The organism is Cylindrospermopsis sp. CR12 (assembly GCF_001432185.1).
GTDB lineage: Bacteria > Cyanobacteriota > Cyanobacteriia > Cyanobacteriales > Nostocaceae > Raphidiopsis > Raphidiopsis raciborskii.
In genome coordinates this window covers 28,262-47,840 of the sequence record NZ_LMVE01000132.1, presented here as the reverse complement: position 1 = coordinate 47,840, position 19,579 = coordinate 28,262, and the positions used below count along the sequence as shown (strand labels likewise).

Here is a 19,579-nt window from a genome sequence, read left to right as displayed (position 1 = left end):
TAAAAACAAGAGATTATGGCTGTTGTAACCCAATCCCTCGAAGAACTTTGTATTAACTCAATTCGTTTCTTAGCTGTTGATGCTATAGAAAAATCTAAGTCTGGACACCCTGGACTCCCCATGGGAGCAGCTCCTATGGCTTTTGTGCTGTGGGATAAGTTCATGCGCTACAACCCTAAAAATCCTCGCTGGTTTAATAGGGATCGTTTTGTCTTATCCGCTGGTCATGGTTGTATGTTGCAGTATGCTATGCTGTATCTTACCGGTTATGATAGCGTCACCATTGAGGATATTAAACAATTTCGTCAATGGGGTTCTAGAACTCCTGGACACCCAGAAAATTTTGAAACAGCTGGTGTAGAGGTAACTACTGGTCCTTTGGGTCAGGGAATTGCCAATGCAGTTGGTTTGGCTATGGCGGAAGCTCACCTAGCTGCTAAATTTAACAAACCCGGATCCACTATTGTAGACCACTACACTTATGTTATCCTTGGTGATGGATGTAATATGGAAGGTGTTTCCGGTGAAGCAGCTTCCTTGGCTGGTCACTACGGGTTAGGTAAGCTAATTGCTCTCTATGACGATAACCATATCTCCATCGATGGCTCCACAGATGTTGCTTTTACTGAGGATGTTTCCAAACGTTTTGAAGCTTATGGATGGCACGTCCTGCATGTGGAAAATGGTAATACCGACATAAATGCGATCGCAGCAGCTATAGAATCAGCAAAGTCGGTTAAGGACAAACCAACCATGATTAAGGTAACAACTACCATTGGTTATGGTTCTCCTAATAAGGCCAATACAGCGGGTGTTCATGGTGCGGCTTTGGGCGGTGATGAAGTAGCTTTAACCCGCAAAAACCTAGGTTGGGAATATGAACCTTTTGTGGTTCCCCAAGATGTAATTAGTCACCTAGGTAAAGCAGTAGGTCGTGGTGCTGATTATGAGAAGGAATGGAATAAGGCTTTTGCAGACTACAAAGCTAAATATCCCCAAGAAGCAGCAGAATTTGAACGTCTGGTCAGTGGTAAATTGCCCGATGGTTGGAATCAAGTTCTTCCCACCTACACAGCAGCAGACAAAGCATTACCCACCCGGAAGCATTCGGAAACCTGTCTGAATAAATTGGCTGGGGTTTTACCAGAGCTGATTGGTGGTTCTGCTGACCTCACCCACTCCAACCTAACGGAAATTAAGGGTGAAGGAGACTTCCAAAAGGGTCAATTCCAAAACCGTAATATTCACTTCGGGGTCAGAGAACATGCTATGGGTGCCATCTGTAATGGCATGGCTTTACATGGCTCAGGTTTAATTCCTTATGGTGCGACCTTCCTAATTTTCACTGACTATATGCGGGCTGCTATTCGCCTGTCTGCTTTGTCTGAAGCTGGAGTAATTTGGGTAATGACTCACGACTCCATTGGTCAGGGGGAAGATGGTCCAACCCACCAACCGATTGAAACCTTAGCTTCTCTTCGTGCGATTCCTAACCTGACAGTGATTCGTCCTGCTGATGGCAATGAATCTTCTGGAGCTTACACTGTAGCTATTACCAGAGCTAAACAAAATGCTCCTACCCTGTTGGCTTTCACTAGACAAAATGTTCCCAACTTAGCAGGTACATCTGTGGAGGGTGTGACTAAGGGTGGTTATATCATTTTAGATTCTCAAGGTACACCAGATATCATCCTTATTGGCACAGGTTCAGAATTAAGCCTGTGTGTAGGCGCTGCTGAAAAACTAACTGCTACAGGTAAGAAGGTGCGCGTAGTTTCTATGCCTTCTACAGACTTGTTTGAAGAGCAAGATAGTTCCTATAAAGAGTCGGTGTTACCAAAGGCAGTAACCAAGCGTCTAGTTGTAGAAGCTGGAAGCAGTTTTGGCTGGCACAAATATATTGGAATTGAAGGTGATGCTGTTAGTATTGACAGATTTGGTGCTTCTGCGCCAGGTGGCATTTGTCTGGAGAAATTTGGATTTACCGTTGACAATGTGGTAGCTAAAGCTCAAGCATTGTTAGGTTAGTCACCTGAGATATTTAATGGTTATATGCAGGGTAGGAATAAAGTCCTACCCTTTTTCTTGGTAAGTTGTCAACCTGCAACAAATTAGACTACACTGAAAGCAGTCAAAGATAAAGAAATATTAAAATCCGTTCTTAGTGCAATCATGGAATGTATCATAAATAGGCGCGCCCAATTTTCGGCAAGTCATCGGTATTGGTTGCCAGAACTTGGTGAAGCGCAAAGTGTGGAAAAATTTGGTCCGTGCGCGAAATTTCCTGGACATGGACATAATTACGTGCTATTCATTTCCATGTCGGGTGAACTGGATGAATATGGAATGGTACTTAATCTATCTGATGTGAAACAGGTAATTAAGAGTGAAGTTACCAGCGAGCTGGACTTTTCTTACCTCAATGAGGTGTGGGAGGAATTTCAAGCCACCCTACCCACCACGGAGAATATTGCTAGGGTAATTTGGAACCGTCTGGCACCTCATTTACCCTTGGTGCGCGTGCAGCTATTTGAACATCCCCAACTGTGGACAGAATATGAAGGGGAAAAAAGTTCCTTAACCGTGAGAAGTCATTTCAGCGCTGCACATCGGTTAGCACCCAATCTAAGTGCAGAAAAATATGGCAAATGTACCCGTACCCATGGACATAATTATCATTTAGAAGTGACTGTGGAAGGAGAAATGGATGGACGCACGGGAATGATTGTGGACCTTGGCTGTTTACATGAAATTGTAGAACGGGAGATCCTGGAATTATTTGACCATTCCTGTATTAATGAAGATATTCCCTACTTTTCTACATCCCATATAGTTCCTACTACGGAAAATATTGCCCGATACATGAGTGATTTGCTGCAGTTTCCCATTAGTCAACTGGGGGTGAAATTGTCCCGGGTAAAATTATTTGAAAGTGACCACTTGTGGGTAGAGTATGAAGGTAAGGACTCAGAAATATTTTTCAGTGTAGCTACGGGTTTTAGCGCAGCACACCGGTTGGCCGATCCTACCCTTAGTTTGGAGAAAAATCAGACTATTTATGGCAAATGCTCTCGCATTAATGGTCACGGACACAATTATTATTTGGAAGTGACGGTTCAAGGGGAGATAGATTCAGTCACGGGAATGAGTGTTGATTTGGTGGGATTAAATCAGATAATTCAACACTATGTCATTGAACCTATGGATCATAGTTTCTTAAATCAAGACCTCCCCTATTTTACCGAGGTTGTACCAACTGCAGAAAATATTGCTGTTTATATTACCAATGTAGTGCGATCGCCCATTGAAGAATTAGGAGCAAAACTGCACAAGGTTAAACTAATTGAAAGTCCCAACAATTCCTGCGAAATTTATGCTAGAGATATAGAAGAGAGCAAAGTTGATCGGATATACCGTGAACTAGCAGCAGTTTAACCTAGAAAGCATTAGTCTAGTATTAGCTTGGGGGGAATGGGGTTACAAGCAGTTTTCAAAAGGTTCACTCAAATATATGTAAAGCAGAATTCTACAAACTAGAGGACCATCCCATGAATAGGAACAAGTCCAAGCTACATGATCTCAATTGGGTAAATAGATTAAAGATCATACTATTGACCCTAACCATTGGTGTTCTTACTCCTTTACCAGATCAAACTCTGGTAAACAAACCATCTCAGAATATAGCTATAGCTATTCCTAAAAAATCTTCAGAGCGATGGATTCAGGTGGACCTATCACAGCAAAAGTTGACTGCTTGGGAAGGTAAAAGACGCGTCTACACATTTAAAGTTTCCTCTGGTAAAAAGTCAACTCCCACTCCTGTGGGTAGATTCAGGGTTCAAAGTAAACATAAAACTACTCGCATGCGGGGTAGGGGATATAATATTGGCAATGTTCCCTATACTCTATATTATCATGGTAGTTATGCTATTCATGGAGCATACTGGCATAAACGTTTTGGTACACCGGTAAGTCATGGTTGTATAAATCTCCCTCCTAACCGTGCTAAGTTAATATTTAACTGGGCTAGTGTAGGTACACCTGTAGTAGTTCAACAATAGCTTATACTATTTCTATTCTCCTAGTTATTTATTGGATATTCCTGGTCAAATTAGTTCTTAAAGAAGCAAAATGCTGACCACCAAGTTCAATTTTATCAGCGATACAACCATGTTTCAACCTATCAATTAAATATTCTGTGTCTCGAGCAATTAAATTAGTACCATGGTCTGGTTCTATTAAACTGACTAGTTTGATATGTTTTGTTGGTTGAGCGGAGAAATTGGCAAGACCTAGAAAATTAAACACACCCGACTCATAAGTACCACAGGGTACAGAAGGATTATCAACACCAAAACAAAATTCATCCTCTTGAAACCAATCAAAAGCGGGATAACCATGAAAGTGAATGATGGGGGCTCCATTTTCAATTAGTTCTGGTGCGTATAAAGCAGCAGACAAACTAATTGCCAGCATGACATAAATATCGTAAGAAGGTTTAATGTCGGATTTGTGGGAATTATGTGCTGGAGGTAATTGGAGATGTAAATTATTGGTTAGTCCAATGCGAAGAACATCCTGTTCCAGACTCAGGTCTGTTTTATTGGAACCTGAGCGGGAACTAACTAACCAAATATCGGGAATTTGCTTAAATATATAATCTCCACCAATCCGTGTTTTTAAAAACCGTCTACCTGATTGATTTTTGCGCACTTCATCACTATTCAATCCAGGAATTGCCAATAAATCTTCCCATTGGGTGGCACTTATTTCCCTTTCTCCCACATAGGAAGGTGGTTCTATATAGGCTATAAAACCATAGGAAACCCCCGTTCTCCCATTAACGATAACATTAACTATATCCCTATGGGATTTTCTTTTAATCACCTCCGCCAATTTAAAACCTGGTGGAAACAAACCTGTTGAGGTCAGTTCCTTGCCTAACTTTGCTAATTTATGAGCATAGGGAGATAGATAGGGATTATAGACTCCCAGTTCAAATCTATTCATTAATAGGGGGGTAATGGGAACATAAATTTTAGGAATTAGGGATTTTAATATAAAATCATCAATTTCTGTCCTAGGAAAAATAGAATCAGATAAATTCATATTTAGGATAGAGATTTGTTCTTTAGACACCCCAATTACTATTTCAGAAAACGTTTGAATCAAGGTGTTAATCCCAATACTAATTTTCTCTTGATAGTGAGTTAATGGACTCACAAATTTATCATCGATGTCGCTAAGAATGATCACTTGAGTATTGGTGGGATCTTCAACGTATTTAGCAGCATGGTCTTCGGCCCAACTACTTAGTCTAGCAATTTGTACAACAGACATATTTTGTTTCTTGATTAACCAACGATAAAATAAAGTGTAAATACTTTCAGCGACAAATATACCCAACTTTCTCAACCATGAATTGGGCCTTGCTACATCTATTACTGCATCAATTTCTGACCTTACCCCCTTAATGGTAAAAGAATAATGCCAATTAACAATGGGAACATTAATTCTATAACAAAAGTCCCTAATAGAATCTTGCCAAGGAACCACAGCAACACCCAAATTTTTTAATTTAATGGCTAAGTCCTGACGGAATTTAATAATTCTATGATTATCATACCCATTGGGTAAGGGTCTAAAGGTGACACTGAGGTTTTTAGCCATAATGTGTGGGTTAATAATGGGGGGTTGATATTCTATAGGTAGTTCACTTGTGAAACCCCCAATCAATTTACCAATGGTTTGTATACTAATACCAGAAATGGGATTTTCTGGGGTAGAGTTGCTACAGATATCCATTTCTTGCAATAAGGCCAAAATATCTCCTTTGTGGGTAGCAATTTCCGCTTGCATTTCCGGTGTAATTATTCCTTTGGGAGAGCGGATATTTAGTTGGTGATTCTCGATCCAAAATTCCACACCTTGCTTAGTTAGAAGTGCTAAGATTTCTGATGCGTTCATGACTAAGTCTCCAATATGAAAAAAAGTGATTAATGATAAAAAGCTGGGAGAAAAAAAGACACTTGGCTGAACGGATTGTATAGTCCTCCATTCAGTCCCAGTGTCAGTCTTAGAGGAGGAAAACTGGAAAATCTTAAATTTGCAATATTTCTGAGGAGGAATTTTCTAATTCTTGAGCTAATCGTTGTGCTAATTGTTGAATTGTGGGATAGTACCACAAGTACATCAGGGACAATTTAAACCCCAAAAGTTTTTCGGCTTTACTTGCTAAAATCATAGCTTGTTGTGAATCTAAACCGTAACTATCTAAAGGTTGTTTAATATCTATTTCTTCTGGATTTACTCCTAATATGAAAGCAATGTTATTAACTAACCAGTGTTCAATATCCCCAGCACTATTTAGCTTAGTCATTTGACTCATCTATTTACCTCCAGTTTCTTAATCATTCAAATCTTTAATTCATGATATCTGAGATGGTAAAAGGGAAATTTCTTCAATCACTTTCATAAATTCATTCACCAGGTTTTCCATAGTGTCCTGACTGAGGGAAGGTTGGGAAAAGACGAAATTTAATAACATCTTGCCTTGAAAAGTGGCAACATGAAGGATAAACATACCTGCATATAGTGCATGGGAACCCGCAAAACTAATTTCTTCTAGTTGTAATTCACCATATATTCCAGGGATGTTAACCTTACCAATATTAGAAACGGAAACACTAGCAGCAATTTGATGAGGAAATAGAAAGCAAAAGTTAATCAGATGTTTAGCAAGAAATACCATTTTAAAAATATCCCCTCTGTGGATACTTGCTGCTAGGGTTCGTTTAATCCTCCTGGCCAGATCCCAAAAATAGGTGTTGGTTGTGACAGTGTGAAAACTCATCTGGGATGTGGCTAATAGACCAATATTCTGTTCATTGATGGGTGGTTGTAACCGTCTTCTTAAATCAAAGTAGGATAGACAATTTAATCGAATGGACTTACGCTGCTGGTTGAGAATTTTTTTAGCTACTGTCAATAGCATAGCAGCAGATAAGACGCTCTGCACCGTAGCATTTTCTGCTCGACATTGGGCAAAAAACTTTTCAGCTGTATCTGATAATATTTGTCTATGAATTATTTGGGAGTTCCTCTGGGAAATGGGAACATATTTTTCCACTTTTAAAGTTTGTGGAGGGTTAGTCAGTTTCTCCCAGGCGATCTTTAACAGTAATATCCATCCATTTAACTTTGCTCCTTGTAAATGACCCAATAGTTTTTCTGGTGGTGGTAATGGGGGTAAAGTACTAACCGGGTTTAACAGATTACCGGAGGTGATTTGTTCATAATAGGTGAATATTTCCGAATGTAGATTAACACTTGATAACCCATCAGCAATTGCATGATGTAGGGTAGTCACTAGATAATTAACCTTTGGGTTTTCCCGATTAATAATTAGTACCACTCGCATCAGGTATCTACCACTATCAATTGGTTGATTCATTTCCTGATTAACAACTTCTTGCCATTGTTTCTCCTCCGAATTAATTACCATCCGTAAAGGTATTTCTTCTGTAGTACCTGCTTGCAAATAAAACCGATTTTGAAAATTATGCTGATGGGTAACAATATGAGAATTCAGAACTAAATGACCATACTGCAAAAGATCTAGAGCTTCTCTCAAAACTGGTTTTTGGATATGGCCTCGAATGCGACTAATAGTAACCAAATTCCAAGTTTTAGCGCGTTGGTTGAGAAGTTCCATAGTAGTTTCTAAACTACTCAATTGTCTTTTATTGACAGGATTAAAAAAATATTTAGAGTTTTTCTGGAATATATTGAGTATACTCATTGGGAATTTGTAATCCTTGAATTTTTAGGTTTTGGACACGATATAGAAATGCTGCTCCCGTCATAATATGGTTAGCAACTTCAACAACTTGACGTTTTTGAGTTTCAGCTAAATAAGAACCTCGCACCCAATCATTAAAGCTACCCATAGCTGGTCCGCACCAAATTTGATAATCAATTTCTCTACCCTTTTCTCCAGTATTAGACCAACGAGAAGAGAGTCCTAAATACCAACGGAAAATTAATGCCATTTTCAATTTAGGATTGTTTGCTGCTTTGGTTAACTTTTCTGGATTTCTTTGAGATAAATAATTAATTGTCTCTTGCCAAACTTCTTGCCAAGATTTTTTAAAAACTTGTTTTTCTAATTTATCTCTTTCTGAGTCGGGAATTTCCTCTATTGATTGATAGGTTTTGTATAACTCATATAATTTTTGAGCGCGGAGGGGAAAAAGAGTTCCTCGTTTGAGAACTTGTAATTTCACACCCATTTCAAACATATCAGCTGCTGGAGCCATCATCACATCAGCCATTTGAGCTTGGGCTAATAATTGCTTTGTGTGTGCAGAAGTTCCAGCTTCAATACAAGATTGATTTATGGAACCGGTAACAACATAAGCAGCACCCATAATAAAAGCAGCTAGAGCTGATTTAGGTGTGGAAATTCCCCCAGCTACGCCAATTCTTACTGGATGTTTATAATTGTATTGATTTTGAATTTCATTTCTTAGTTCCAAGATAGAAGGTAATAAACAAATTAGGGGACGATTATCCGTATGTCCTCCCGAATCAGCTTCTACCGTGATATCATCGGCCATGGGAATTTGACTGGCAAGATTAGCTTGTAGTTCACTAATTAAACCTTGTGCTACTAGTTGTTTGAGAATTTGAGTGGGAGCAGGATGTAAAAATTTTGCTGCTACCTCTTGACGGGAAATTTTAGCAATAACTTTATTTCGGATTTCAATTTCATTGGCTGAATTTAAACTCAATCCCGCAGCTCGATAATAAACTATGTTGTCAGTTAAATCTAAAAAGGCTGATGCTTCAACTACTTTCACATGGTATTTTAGGTACAAATCTACGCTATGTCGTTCTATTGCTGGTTCACTAGGACTATGGAGTAAGTTAAAACCGTAAGGGTTTTGATTTAGGGAATGTTGAATTTTAGCAATGGCTTTTTCCACACGAGAGGGAGATAAACCACCTGCACCAAAGATGCTTAAAATTCCCGCTCTCCCCAATGCAATTACCATTTCTTCTGATGCTATTCCCTGGGCCATTGCTCCAGTCATATAAGCATATTTTACACCATAAGACTTGAGAAAATTTTCATCCCCTAGTTGTGCAGTTGTTAGGGAAGGAACTGTCATTAACATTTCTAGCTGGGTGCTACCCCCAGATACACTTTCTTCATTGGTAATACCGATTTTATTTTCATGTCTGACTACATAACAAGGTTTTTCTAAGAGTCTCAACTTTGATTTGATTTCTTTTGCGTCGAATGCAACCGTATTAAAATCACCTTGCCATGGGCGATGGTTAATAAGATGATTAATAAATAAATTAGAAACTCTCAGATAATTATCTCGATTAATGTCTAGATTGATGATATTTTCTCTGACTAACATTGTGGAAAACCTTTGTTGTAAGTGATGTAAGTGATTGGGGAAACCTGCGAGCAGGAGAATATTGAGCTAATACTTCCCACCCACTCCTCCCCCTTGTTTGATATAGATCCTATTTAATTCTATTAGCTTGGTCAATTTTCCATTGATAAACCTCTATTTTTTGCCCAATCAAAGAACTCATTTGCTGGAATGCTACTTGCCGAGATTTTAATAAAAGGCTATGGGCTTGATTTATCATTGCATGATTCTGACTCAATTTTTTATACTGAGACTGCAAAGAATAGGGGAGAATAGACTTGAAGATTTTTGCCGACTTTGGTAAATTTACAGCATGATTCTTATCCCATTGGGTTGGTGAATAAGAATTGACCTGTTCTATATTAGTCAGACCATATAAAGGTGATAGGTCTAAGGAAACTTGATGACTAACTAATCTACCTAAAGCTCTCACAATTGAAGTGTGGTCTTCCACACCTCTTCTGTTTAAAGAGACAGCAAGATGTTCTTTTTCCTTCAGGGTTGAACTAATCCATCTTGAACAGTTACCACCAACCCCTACTTCGATAAATATTCTAATGTTGTCATCATAAACCCGGTTAATTAACCGAGGAAAATCCAGTTGGTAACAAAGATTTTTTGCTATGTTATTCCCAATAATTTCACTGTCTATGGTAAATGGTTCATAATTAGCACCAGAGTAAAAAGTTATCCCCGGAATATGTTGAATTGGCAAAGTGTTCATTTTCACCAGTTCTCCATACTGCGATCGCATGGGTGGACAATGAATGACATGATCAATGGAGGTAGGAAAAGCATCGCACTGAAGTTTTGCAATTACCCTTTGACAGGCTTGTTTTTCTCCAGCAATGACTACTTCATCTGGTGTATTAATCAAGGGAATATAAACCCGATTTTCATCTTTGATTGCTTCTTTCACCTGAGAAACTGGACAAAGAACAATATAGTTACCCCAAAAATCTTGATTCTTGTTATTATCATCTAGGGGTAATGCCCAAGCTTGACGAACAGCATTTTTTGGTCCAGAAAGTTCGGTCTTAAATAGGGGGGAAGCATTTAAATAATCACTGGTTTTTTTAAAACTAGTCCAAATACCTTGCGCTAACATCATACTAGTTTCACCCAGACTATAACCAAAAGCACACTGAGGTTGGAGATGAAAATAGTTTTTAAAAATTGCGGTAATTAATCCAGCAAAGCCAACCTCCGATTCTAGCATGGCTACCGGGTCATCTATTAGTTGCTGTTCTATGGCTTCTAATTCTCTACTGGTCACCTTATTGATGGTGCGAGGATAAAGAATTTTTTCGATGTTAGCTACCCGTTCATACACATTATTAATTACTCGGTCATCGTAAATTTTAGGGAATAGTCGAAATAGACTTCTTCCTAATCCTATATAAGATGTAAACGATCCAGGATAAACATAGGCTATTTTACCTTTTTTGGCCAGGGGATTAATTGTGAAATAACTACCTAGGGGAGTTTGCCAATCTTTTCCGGTAGCAAATGCACCCTTGATTCCCTCAATACCTCTGTCTATTTCTTGGATTAATTCTTCTAAATTTCTGCCGATAATTGCAACAATATAGTTTTTTATGGCGTATGTATTTTGGGATCTTTGGTAATTTTGAAATTCTTGAAATGTTTGCCTTGCTAGGTGAGATAGAGAAGAATGATTTTGCTTCAAATAATCTTGCAATTTCATCATTTTTTCTAGCAGAGAGGACTGATTTTCACCACCTATGGGAAATAGATAATAGGGCATTTGGTCCAAATATTTACTACTCCGTTCTAGTTCACTGCTTGTTTCTGAAAGAATTATATGTATATTCCTGTCAGTTTCTATGCTGTTAATAGCAGCTATTCTTTTAGAGGTGTTTATTTCTAAAAACCAGGGTTTGGATTGGGTGGCAAAATAAAAAGGAGTGTCATGCCAAATATCTAATTTCTTCACACCAGTCCATTGGGGAACAGCTGGGATATAACGATGATATAAACAAAGTGCAGTTTTAATCAAACTCATCATTCCTGACGCGGTATGAGTGTCACCAATATTAGTCTTCACACTACCTAAAGCACAGGTTAAATTAGACTTTTGAGTTTTGTAAGCAGTGATTAAACCTTGAACTTCCGCATCATCCTCTTCCTCAATACCACTAGCATGAACTTCTATATAACCAATATCTTTAGCTGTAACTTCTGCTATCTCAAAAGCTGCTTGACAACAGCGGGTAACTGCTTGTGCTTGGTCTGGATACTTATCCACTATACTGACAGCATCAATTACTGCATAAATGTGAGAATTTTGTTGTTTGGCCGTTTCTTCCAGTTGCAAAATTATTGTTGCTATTCCTTCTCCTGACAAAGTCTTAGTAGCATTTTGATCATAGCTGAGAGTCTGTTGACCTGTATGAGTCTCAAAATTTTTAGAATTTGTGTCATCCCAATCTATTGCTGCTATTAAAACAGCATTTACTTGATTTTTAGTGAGTAGTTTTTGTGCTAAATCTAATGCTGAAAAGACCGATTTTTCTTCAGCGAATGCTGGACTTGTTGCATTCCATAACTGGGAAATATAACTAGCCAATTTATTTTGGTGGTCACTTTGGAACCTACTCACCAATATCACTGCTATTTGAGTTTCTTGACTTAAGTTAGCAGTTTTGAGAGTATTCTCAGCCACCTTTAACATTAGTTTTTGTGGTGGTGATAAATTTTCTATCTGTGGTAAAGGAATTTTCCATGATGGCTCAAGATTATAGTTAATAGGTGCAAAATTCTGCTTTCCTTCATAAATACTACGTTCAAAACTATCTAGTTCCTGAGAACCACTCACTAGGCAATCTAACCCCACAATTGCCATTTTCTGAAATAGATTTCCTATTAACTCCTGCATGAAAATTCTCCATTTTTAAATTTGACGAGTATTACAAAGCTCAATTAAGTAGGGAGGCACAATTATTTGGTAGCGTAACCCGTGGTGTTGGGTTTCATACTTCAACCCAACCTACGTTCATCTTATATTTAATTCCACCCACCCACTTACCTTGACTGAATTTGGTTATTAGTAGCTATTGGGTAAGATTGTGCCTTTTGCTCCCTTCATCCGATTATAAACTTGTCCTTTTTGATTGTGAGTAATTACATCAGCAACTACATAAGATTCAGTTTTGGATTTGATTTCACAAGTTACATAAAATGTTTCTCCAAAGGGAACGGGTACAAATTGTTCAAAATTTTCAATTTCTGATGGTAAACAACCAACCTGATGAAAATGTTGAGTCCAAATCCACAGAGAATGTATCTGCACGTCTGCTATATAGGGGTTAAGAGTCTGTACTGTGAATTGTCCCTGTTGGTATAATGTGGGTTCGGGTAGTTCACATTTCATAGTCAGTTTACCGGGACTGATATTTAACACAGATTTTACCCCTTGAAAAGTATTACCATGAAATAAACTACCACCACCAGTTTGATACAGTAGGGAATTGCTGGCTAGGAATTGCCCATCTTGGGTTAGGTTGAAAAATTCATAGTTATCAGCTGGAGTAATTTGTCTTTTCAAAATCAGGTTGCTACTGAAATGATATCTGATTTTTCCATGGTTGGTAACACTACTAATTTTGCCTGCAAGCTGAATTTCTTGATTATCAATTTTAGCGACTTCTTGAATTTCAAGAATATATTCATGGGGGGAATTTTGGTCAAAAACAATTCCTTTAAGGACTTTAAAGTTAGGACAGTGGAAAGTTTGGAAACCAGGATAGAGTTGTTCACAACTGCTAGATATCCAGGACAGTCCACAAGTTGCGGGAAGAACAGGATTACCCGCAATCACATGATCCTGTAAAAATGGGTTATAGTTTAACTTTAATTGACGGGTAATTTGATGGGTTTTTAGTTCACTAGACAAGGTAGAAGGAATATAGACTAAGGGACTACCAATTACTACTTGGGTCATAGTTGAATCACTATTTCTTAGTTGATCAACTAAGATACTACTACCCAGTTCTTGGGGAATGGTTTTAATTCCTCGTTGTGCAAATGCTGTCTGTAATTCTGGAGAAACCATACCACTATCCCAAGGACCCCAATTAATGGAAACTACATGACAATTAGGGTGTTTATGTTTAATTACATGAGCTGATTTGTTGAGAATTTCGTTGGCTATTGCATAGTCCGTCTGTCCAACATTACCATAAAATCCCACTACTGAAGAAAATAGGATTAAATATTCCAGTTGATTTGTTTCCACAATATGGAGTAGGTTTTCTAAACCCTGGACTTTGGCAGCATAAACTGTTTCAAAATCTTGAACCGTCTTTTTCTCAATTCTTTTATCTGCTAAGTTACCTGCACCATGAATGATTCCAGTTATAGTACCAAATTGGTCAATTATAGGTGTTAGCTTTTCTCTCAACATCATACCATCGGTAATATCAACACAGACATATTCTGCTTTTCCTCCTGCTTCAGTAATTGCTTTTAATGTATTGTGTATTTCTCTTTGGGAGGAAATGGTCTGATATTTTTTCTGCACCATTATGGGACTGGGTTTTTCTCCCTTGGCCAGAAAATCTTCCATGATTCGTCGTTTCAGTTCATTTTCATCTTCATATCCTTCAGACCAAACAGGTTCAATTTCTGCACTAGAACGTCCTAAAAGAATAAACTTGCATTGGTATTCTTCAGCCAATTTGATTACACATTTGGCAGTAATTCCCTTAGCACCACCACTAACTAAAAAAACCTGGTTTTTAGTAATATTTAATGAATCGGGAATGATGGATGATTTACCAGGTTCTGCTACTAAGGTAAACCTGTCTATTTGATTGTATCCTACCTCGGTAACTAATAAATTAGGATCTTGCAATTCAGCCAGAATATGTTTTACAGTTGTGTCTGCATCTAAATCAGGACTTAAATCCAGGGTACGACAAAATACTTCTGGCCATTCTTGATTTAAACTTTTAGTTAGTCCAAATAATCCTCCGCTAATGGGACTAAAGTTGTGAGTTTTTGCCGTTCCTAATTCACCATCTAATCTCACAACTGCAAAAAAGCAAGCACGTTCTTTTTTAGCCAGTTGATTGAGATCTTCCTTCAGGTGTTTGGCAATTAAAAACACGTGCTGAACAATGGCTTTATCCATTCCCAAATTATTGTTGGAGTTAGGATGTAGATGAATAAAACCACCCACAGGACCAAACTTGGTGGTAAGTTCGGTCAAATGTTCTTGCAAAGTTTCTTCATGCCAATCGTTTAATCTGATTTGAGCAATCTCCTCCGATAGGTTTGACTCCAAGCATGGAAAGGTTAAAACAACAGTTTTACATCCTTTATCTGCGAGCTTAGCTACTAACCTATGGGTAACTTCTGAACCATCATTAGTAATTAAGACAAAGTGATTTTCTGGAATGGTTAAATCTAAACTGTCTGGTTGAGGAAGTGGTTTTAATTGCACTGGAAGGCGCAGGATTTTATCCCCTACTTCCGTGGTTGACATATCTGGTTTTTCTAATGGGGATAAATTCGACCTCTCCACAGTTTCAGCTTGATTGCGCATATACTCAGCAATTTCTCCCAGGGTCCGCAATTGTGCTAATTCTTCTGGGTTAGGTCTGGGTAGATCGGGGTAAAGTTCTAAAAGTCCTCCCAGAATTTCTACTCTTTTGATAGAGTCAATTCCTAAATCTGCTTCCATATCCATGGACAGGTCTAACATTTCTGCAGGATAACCTGTTTTATCACTCACAATAGTGAGCAAGATCTGACTTAAATTATCGGGAATGGTGATTGTTGGTTGATGGGATCTATCTAATGAATCTTCATGGGATAAAACCAAGAATTGTGGATGATTATCAAGTTCGGTAACAGGTGATGGGGTTTCTATGGTTGCTGTCTGTTCGTTGATTGCTTTTACAGGGATTTCTTGAGATAAGGGAGATTTTCCGCTCCCTACTGTCTCCTCTACGGGTTGATTTTCATACACCTGTGTAATTAAGTTGTTTATATACTCAGCAATTTGTTCCAGAGTTGCCAATTGCGCTAATTCTTCTGGGTTAGGTCTGGGTAGATCGGGGTAAAGTTCTAAAAGTCCTCCCAGAATTTCCACTCTTTTGATAGAGTCAATTCCTAAATCTGCTTCAATGTCCATTGACAAGTCCAACATTTCCACAGGATAACCCGTTTTATCACTGACAATATTGATCAGGGTGTCCCTCAGTTTTTCTTTATCAAGGTAGGTAGCTATGGGGAAACCAACTGTAATGTCAGGTAGATTATTCTGGGAATTATTTTCCGGTTCCAGAGGATAAATTAACTTTTGTGCTGGTGGGTCACTTTGTGCAACATGGGAAGATGGAAGATGAGGATACCCATTAGGAGATCCTACCTCGAACAAGCTATAGTGCTGCTCAAGTAATTGAAAGTAATTATTGGTATACTCCTGTTGATAATTGAGATATTTTTCATGAATACGAATAGTTTCAGCTTGATGGTCATGTAGTCGCATCATGCTACGTTCCGTACTAGAAATTGCTAACTGTTGTGTTTGGGCTTGATATTCATTAGTTTCTTCCTTAGCTAGGAACAAACACTGTTGCTGCATTAATTCGTAAAAGGTTTTATTGTACTCCATTTGATTTTGTAAAGACTGTTGATGTACCTGATTAATTTCACTTTGCTGTCGAGTAAATTCCGCTAATGATTGTTCTAAACTATCAAGAAGTCGATCATAGTTTTCCACGGGAATTTCCATCTTTGGTTCCACTATACTATGGTTTTTGACTTGAGAACTATTTTTTGAAGTGAGGATACTTGATGAGATTATTTCTGGATTTATCTGAGGATTTTTCTCCACTAATATTTTCTGTGGCTGAATTTGATAGTTATCTTCACTAACTGTTGACTTTTTGATAACTGGACCAGTTGCTAAAGCCTGGGCAAATGCTTTTTGTGATCTGTCATTGATATTGGTAGCATTCAATCTGATATTCAAAGTTTTTTGTTCATTTTTCTGGGAAGATGAAGAAATTTTAGCAGGAATCTGATAGGGATCTAAGTTTTTTAATGGTACACCAAAAACTCTCAATTTGGTAACAGCTTCCCGTAATAATAAATCACTATCCTGACGATAATTAGCATTTAATGCCACCGCAATATGAGGCTTGTTTATCAGGATTTCTTTAACTAAATTGGTAAGGACATTTTTCGGACCAACCTCAATAAAACAATTACCACCAGCCTGATATATATTCTCAATCTGCTGTTGAAATAACACCTGATTTAATAAATGTTCTTGGAGAATTTTTTGCATGGATGCAGGTTCATTAGGATATAATTTTCCTGTCACATTGCTATAAACCGGAATGCGAGCTGGTTGAAAATTCACTTGTGCGATCGCATGGGCAAAGGGTTTTTGTGCATGGGAGACTAAGGGTGTGTGGAAAGCAGCGGAAACCCCTAATAAGAAACAGGAGAATCCCTTAGATTGCAGAACATTCTGTACTTGAGTAATTTCTGATTTATTCCCAGCTAGAACTATTTGCTGTTGGGAATTATAGTTAGCAATAGCAACTTGGGGAAAGTCTTTAATTAATTCCGTTACTTGGCTAATATTACCTTTTACTGCTAACATTCCTCCAGCATCCACTGCTGGGGGTGTGGACATTGCTTTTCCCCTAGCTTTGACCAGAAAGAAATAATCTTCTTCAGTTAATACACCTGCAGACCATAGAGCTGTTAACTCTCCAAAGCTATGTCCAGCAACAAAATCAACTTTCAATCCAGCTTGCTGCAATATTTTATATAATCCTGCACTTAATACTCCTATTGCTGGTTGTGCATATTCGGTTCTTTGCAGTTTTTCCAATTGTTCTTGTCGTTCCTGTGGAGTGAAAACTGGAGTGGGGAAGACCACTTGAGAAAGAGGTTCTAATCCCTCGCGGGAGAATAAATCATCCAGGTGAGAGTAGGTTTGTCGTAAACAAGGAAAGTTAATTACTAATTCTCTTCCCATTTCCAAATATTGGGAACCTTGTCCGGAAAATAAGGCCACTACTTTTCCGGTTGTTTCCATACCCTGTTGACGATAATAAATTCCTTTAGGATGTTCCCAGAACTCAACGGAAGGTTGATTTTTTAGCAAGTCAATAATGATAGCTAAATGGGCTATTGCTTGGCTTAAAGAGAGGATCGTGAATCCTACTCTAGCATGATCAGCAGGAATTATCAATTGTTCAGATTCGGCAATTATTCTTTGATAATGTTGTTCTTTATCTGTTGATTCCAACTGTTGATAAAGATGTTGACATTGGGATAATAATTCTGGTGTTGTGGGTGCGCTCAAGAAAATTGACTTAGCGCAATTATGTAATCTATATGATTGATGATGTTCCGATTCATATTCTTCCAAAACTACATGATAATTTGTACCTCCAAAACCAAAGGCGCTCACCCCAGCTCGTCTCGGTTGATTGCTAATCCATGGTCTAGTTTCCGTATTTAAATAAAAGGGAGAATTTTCAATATTCAGTTTGGGATGGGGTTGGGTAATGTTAATAGTTGGTGGTAACACCTTATGATGTAATGCCAAGGCGGTTTTAATTAAACTAGCAGCACCCGCAGCAGCTTTTGTGTGTCCAATTTGAGATTTAACCGTTCCTAAAGCTATGTGTTGTTTTAGAGAGTTATTATCACCAAACACCTGATTGATTGAAGTAAATTCCGTGGGGTCTCCTACCATAGTTCCCGTACCATGAGCTTCAATTAAACCCACAGTTTGGGGCGCAAAACCAGCATTTTCATAGGCCCGACGAATGGCTTTTACCTGTCCTTGGGAATGGGGAGCATAAATGCTTTTGTATTTACCATCACTGGAACTGCCAATACCCTTAACTACAGCATAAATGCGATCGCCATCTTTAACAGCATCTTCCAGACGTTTGAGTACCAACATTCCCACGCCCTCACCTAACATCATACCATCGGAATTCACATCGAATGGTCTAACTTTTTCACTGGGGGAAACTGCGGGAGTTTTACTAAAACACATATAGGCAAAAATGGAATTATCGGTATCAACCCCACCTGTAATCATCATATCAGCACGATGTGCAAGCAGTTCGCTGATTGCCATATTCAGTGCGCCCAGGGAACTGGCGCAAGCAGCATCAACTACACAATTAGTTCCGCCCAAATCAAGTCGGTTGGCAATTCTCCCGGAAATTACATTAGCCAACATTCCAGGGAACGCATTTTCCTCCCATTGTATGTAGGCACTTTTCAGTTTCTCAATTACTTTTTCAGTCTCATCATCAGAAAGTCCACAGTTTTTAAAAACTTTTTTCCAAACGGGATATTGTAATCGTGACCCCAAAGGTACTGCCAATTGTCTACCAATTGCCACACCTAATATTACCCCTGTGCGATCCCGATCAAACTGTTGAGACTCACCATAGCCAGCATCTTCCATAGCTGCTTTGGCGACGACTAAACCCAATAATTGAGAAATATCTGTCACTTCTAGAATATTTGGTGGTAAACCAAATTCCATAGGATTAAAATCAATATCGGGGATGAACCCACCTCTTTTACAGTAAGTTTTATCTGGTGCTTTAGGATTGGGATCATAATAGTCTTCCACGCTCCAACGGGAAGCAGGCACATCCGTAATGCAATCTATTTTATCCACTATTACCTGCCAATACTCCTGCAAGTTTTTTGACTGGGGAAATAGGGAAGCCATACCAATAATGGCAATTTGATTACTTTGATTACCACCATTATGATTTTGAGAATATTCCATGGTTTTTTTTCCTTTAATTAAGTTTAATAAATCCCGTTCACAATTGCTAACTTCATCCTGCAACTGTGCTAAATCTGACTCAAGTTTGGCGTGATTCATGGCGATATTTTGCTTTTTCAATTTACATGGGTTAAACTTACCCCAAACTTTAAAATCAAGTTTTTAGGATACAAGTAGTTCCTAATGTCAAGATAGATTATTTCTGAGTTTAATTTGGTAAAATGCTTTGCGGCCAAAGTGAGGATACATTCCAGAAACCCAAACAAAAAAATCCTATCCTCTTCCCTGTAACTTAGATAAATTAATTTGCCGCTGATTT

General features: G+C 38.3%; 9 protein-coding genes and 1 pseudogene. 4 read left to right on the top strand and 6 right to left on the bottom strand.

The genetic code is table 11. The features are described 5' to 3' along the window. Window positions 1–15 precede the first annotated feature (15 nt). The 4 genes and pseudogenes from tkt (at window position 16) to ASL19_RS15405 (ending at window position 4,061) form a co-directional block, all read left to right on the top strand. Window positions 16–2,028, top strand: coding sequence for a transketolase (gene tkt / locus ASL19_RS15415; RefSeq protein WP_057179014.1), 2,013 nt, complete (start codon window positions 16–18; stop codon window positions 2,026–2,028). A 144-nt stretch (window positions 2,029–2,172) separates the two neighbouring features. Further along, window positions 2,173–2,556: pseudogene (locus ASL19_RS18960) on the top strand (6-pyruvoyl tetrahydropterin synthase family protein); the annotation flags it as partial. 27 nt (window positions 2,557–2,583) lie between these two features. Then, a complete protein-coding gene (locus tag ASL19_RS15410) occupies window positions 2,584–3,435 on the top strand; it encodes a 6-carboxytetrahydropterin synthase (RefSeq protein ID WP_071242405.1) in 852 nt (283 codons plus the stop codon). Between the two features lie 113 nt (window positions 3,436–3,548). Continuing rightward, a complete protein-coding gene (locus tag ASL19_RS15405; protein ID WP_057179012.1) occupies window positions 3,549–4,061 on the top strand; it encodes a L,D-transpeptidase in 513 nt (170 codons plus the stop codon). A 28-nt stretch (window positions 4,062–4,089) separates the two neighbouring features. Here the strand turns inward: ASL19_RS15405 and ASL19_RS15400 are convergent, their stop codons facing one another. From ASL19_RS15400 to ASL19_RS15375, 6 genes are all read right to left on the bottom strand, one after another. Then, on the bottom strand, window positions 4,090–5,967 hold the full coding sequence (locus tag ASL19_RS15400) for a hypothetical protein (RefSeq protein WP_057179011.1): 1,878 nt from the start codon (window positions 5,965–5,967) through the stop codon (window positions 4,090–4,092). Window positions 5,968–6,100: 133 nt separating this feature from the next. Then, entirely contained in the window at window positions 6,101–6,388 is a 288-nt protein-coding gene (locus tag ASL19_RS15395; RefSeq protein ID WP_057179010.1) for a phosphopantetheine-binding protein, read from the bottom strand. Between the two features lie 39 nt (window positions 6,389–6,427). After that, window positions 6,428–7,801: a condensation domain-containing protein gene (locus ASL19_RS15390; RefSeq protein ID WP_057179009.1), complete on the bottom strand. Its 1,374-nt coding sequence runs from the start codon at window positions 7,799–7,801 to the stop codon at window positions 6,428–6,430. Further along, window positions 7,767–9,431 (bottom strand): PfaD family polyunsaturated fatty acid/polyketide biosynthesis protein, encoded by a 1,665-nt coding sequence (locus ASL19_RS15385; protein ID WP_057179008.1) that lies wholly within the window; start codon window positions 9,429–9,431, stop codon window positions 7,767–7,769. Before ASL19_RS15385 ends, ASL19_RS15390 begins: the two co-directional genes overlap by 35 nt. 109 nt (window positions 9,432–9,540) lie before the next feature. After that, a complete protein-coding gene (locus ASL19_RS15380; protein WP_057179007.1) occupies window positions 9,541–12,348 on the bottom strand; it encodes a PfaB family protein in 2,808 nt (935 codons plus the stop codon). Window positions 12,349–12,516: 168 nt separating this feature from the next. Continuing rightward, complete coding sequence (locus ASL19_RS15375; RefSeq protein WP_057179006.1) at window positions 12,517–19,359, bottom strand: type I polyketide synthase; 6,843 nt, start codon at window positions 19,357–19,359, stop codon at window positions 12,517–12,519. Window positions 19,360–19,579: the final 220 nt, after the last annotated feature.

What these genes read in the sequence shown, in the direction of transcription:
- ASL19_RS15405 (WP_057179012.1), top strand. Translation starts at nt 3,549, where the DNA reads ATGAATAGGAACAAGTCCAAGCTACATGATCTCAATTGGGTAAATAGA.
- ASL19_RS15395 (WP_057179010.1), bottom strand. Translation starts at nt 6,388, where the DNA reads ATGAGTCAAATGACTAAGCTAAATAGTGCTGGGGATATTGAACACTGG.
- ASL19_RS15390 (WP_057179009.1), bottom strand. Translation starts at nt 7,801, where the DNA reads ATGAGTATACTCAATATATTCCAGAAAAACTCTAAATATTTTTTTAAT.
- ASL19_RS15380 (WP_057179007.1), bottom strand. Translation starts at nt 12,348, where the DNA reads ATGCAGGAGTTAATAGGAAATCTATTTCAGAAAATGGCAATTGTGGGG.
- ASL19_RS15385 (WP_057179008.1), bottom strand. Translation starts at nt 9,431, where the DNA reads ATGTTAGTCAGAGAAAATATCATCAATCTAGACATTAATCGAGATAAT.
- tkt (WP_057179014.1), top strand. Translation starts at nt 16, where the DNA reads ATGGCTGTTGTAACCCAATCCCTCGAAGAACTTTGTATTAACTCAATT.
- ASL19_RS15400 (WP_057179011.1), bottom strand. Translation starts at nt 5,967, where the DNA reads ATGAACGCATCAGAAATCTTAGCACTTCTAACTAAGCAAGGTGTGGAA.
- ASL19_RS15375 (WP_057179006.1), bottom strand. Translation starts at nt 19,359, where the DNA reads ATGAATCACGCCAAACTTGAGTCAGATTTAGCACAGTTGCAGGATGAA.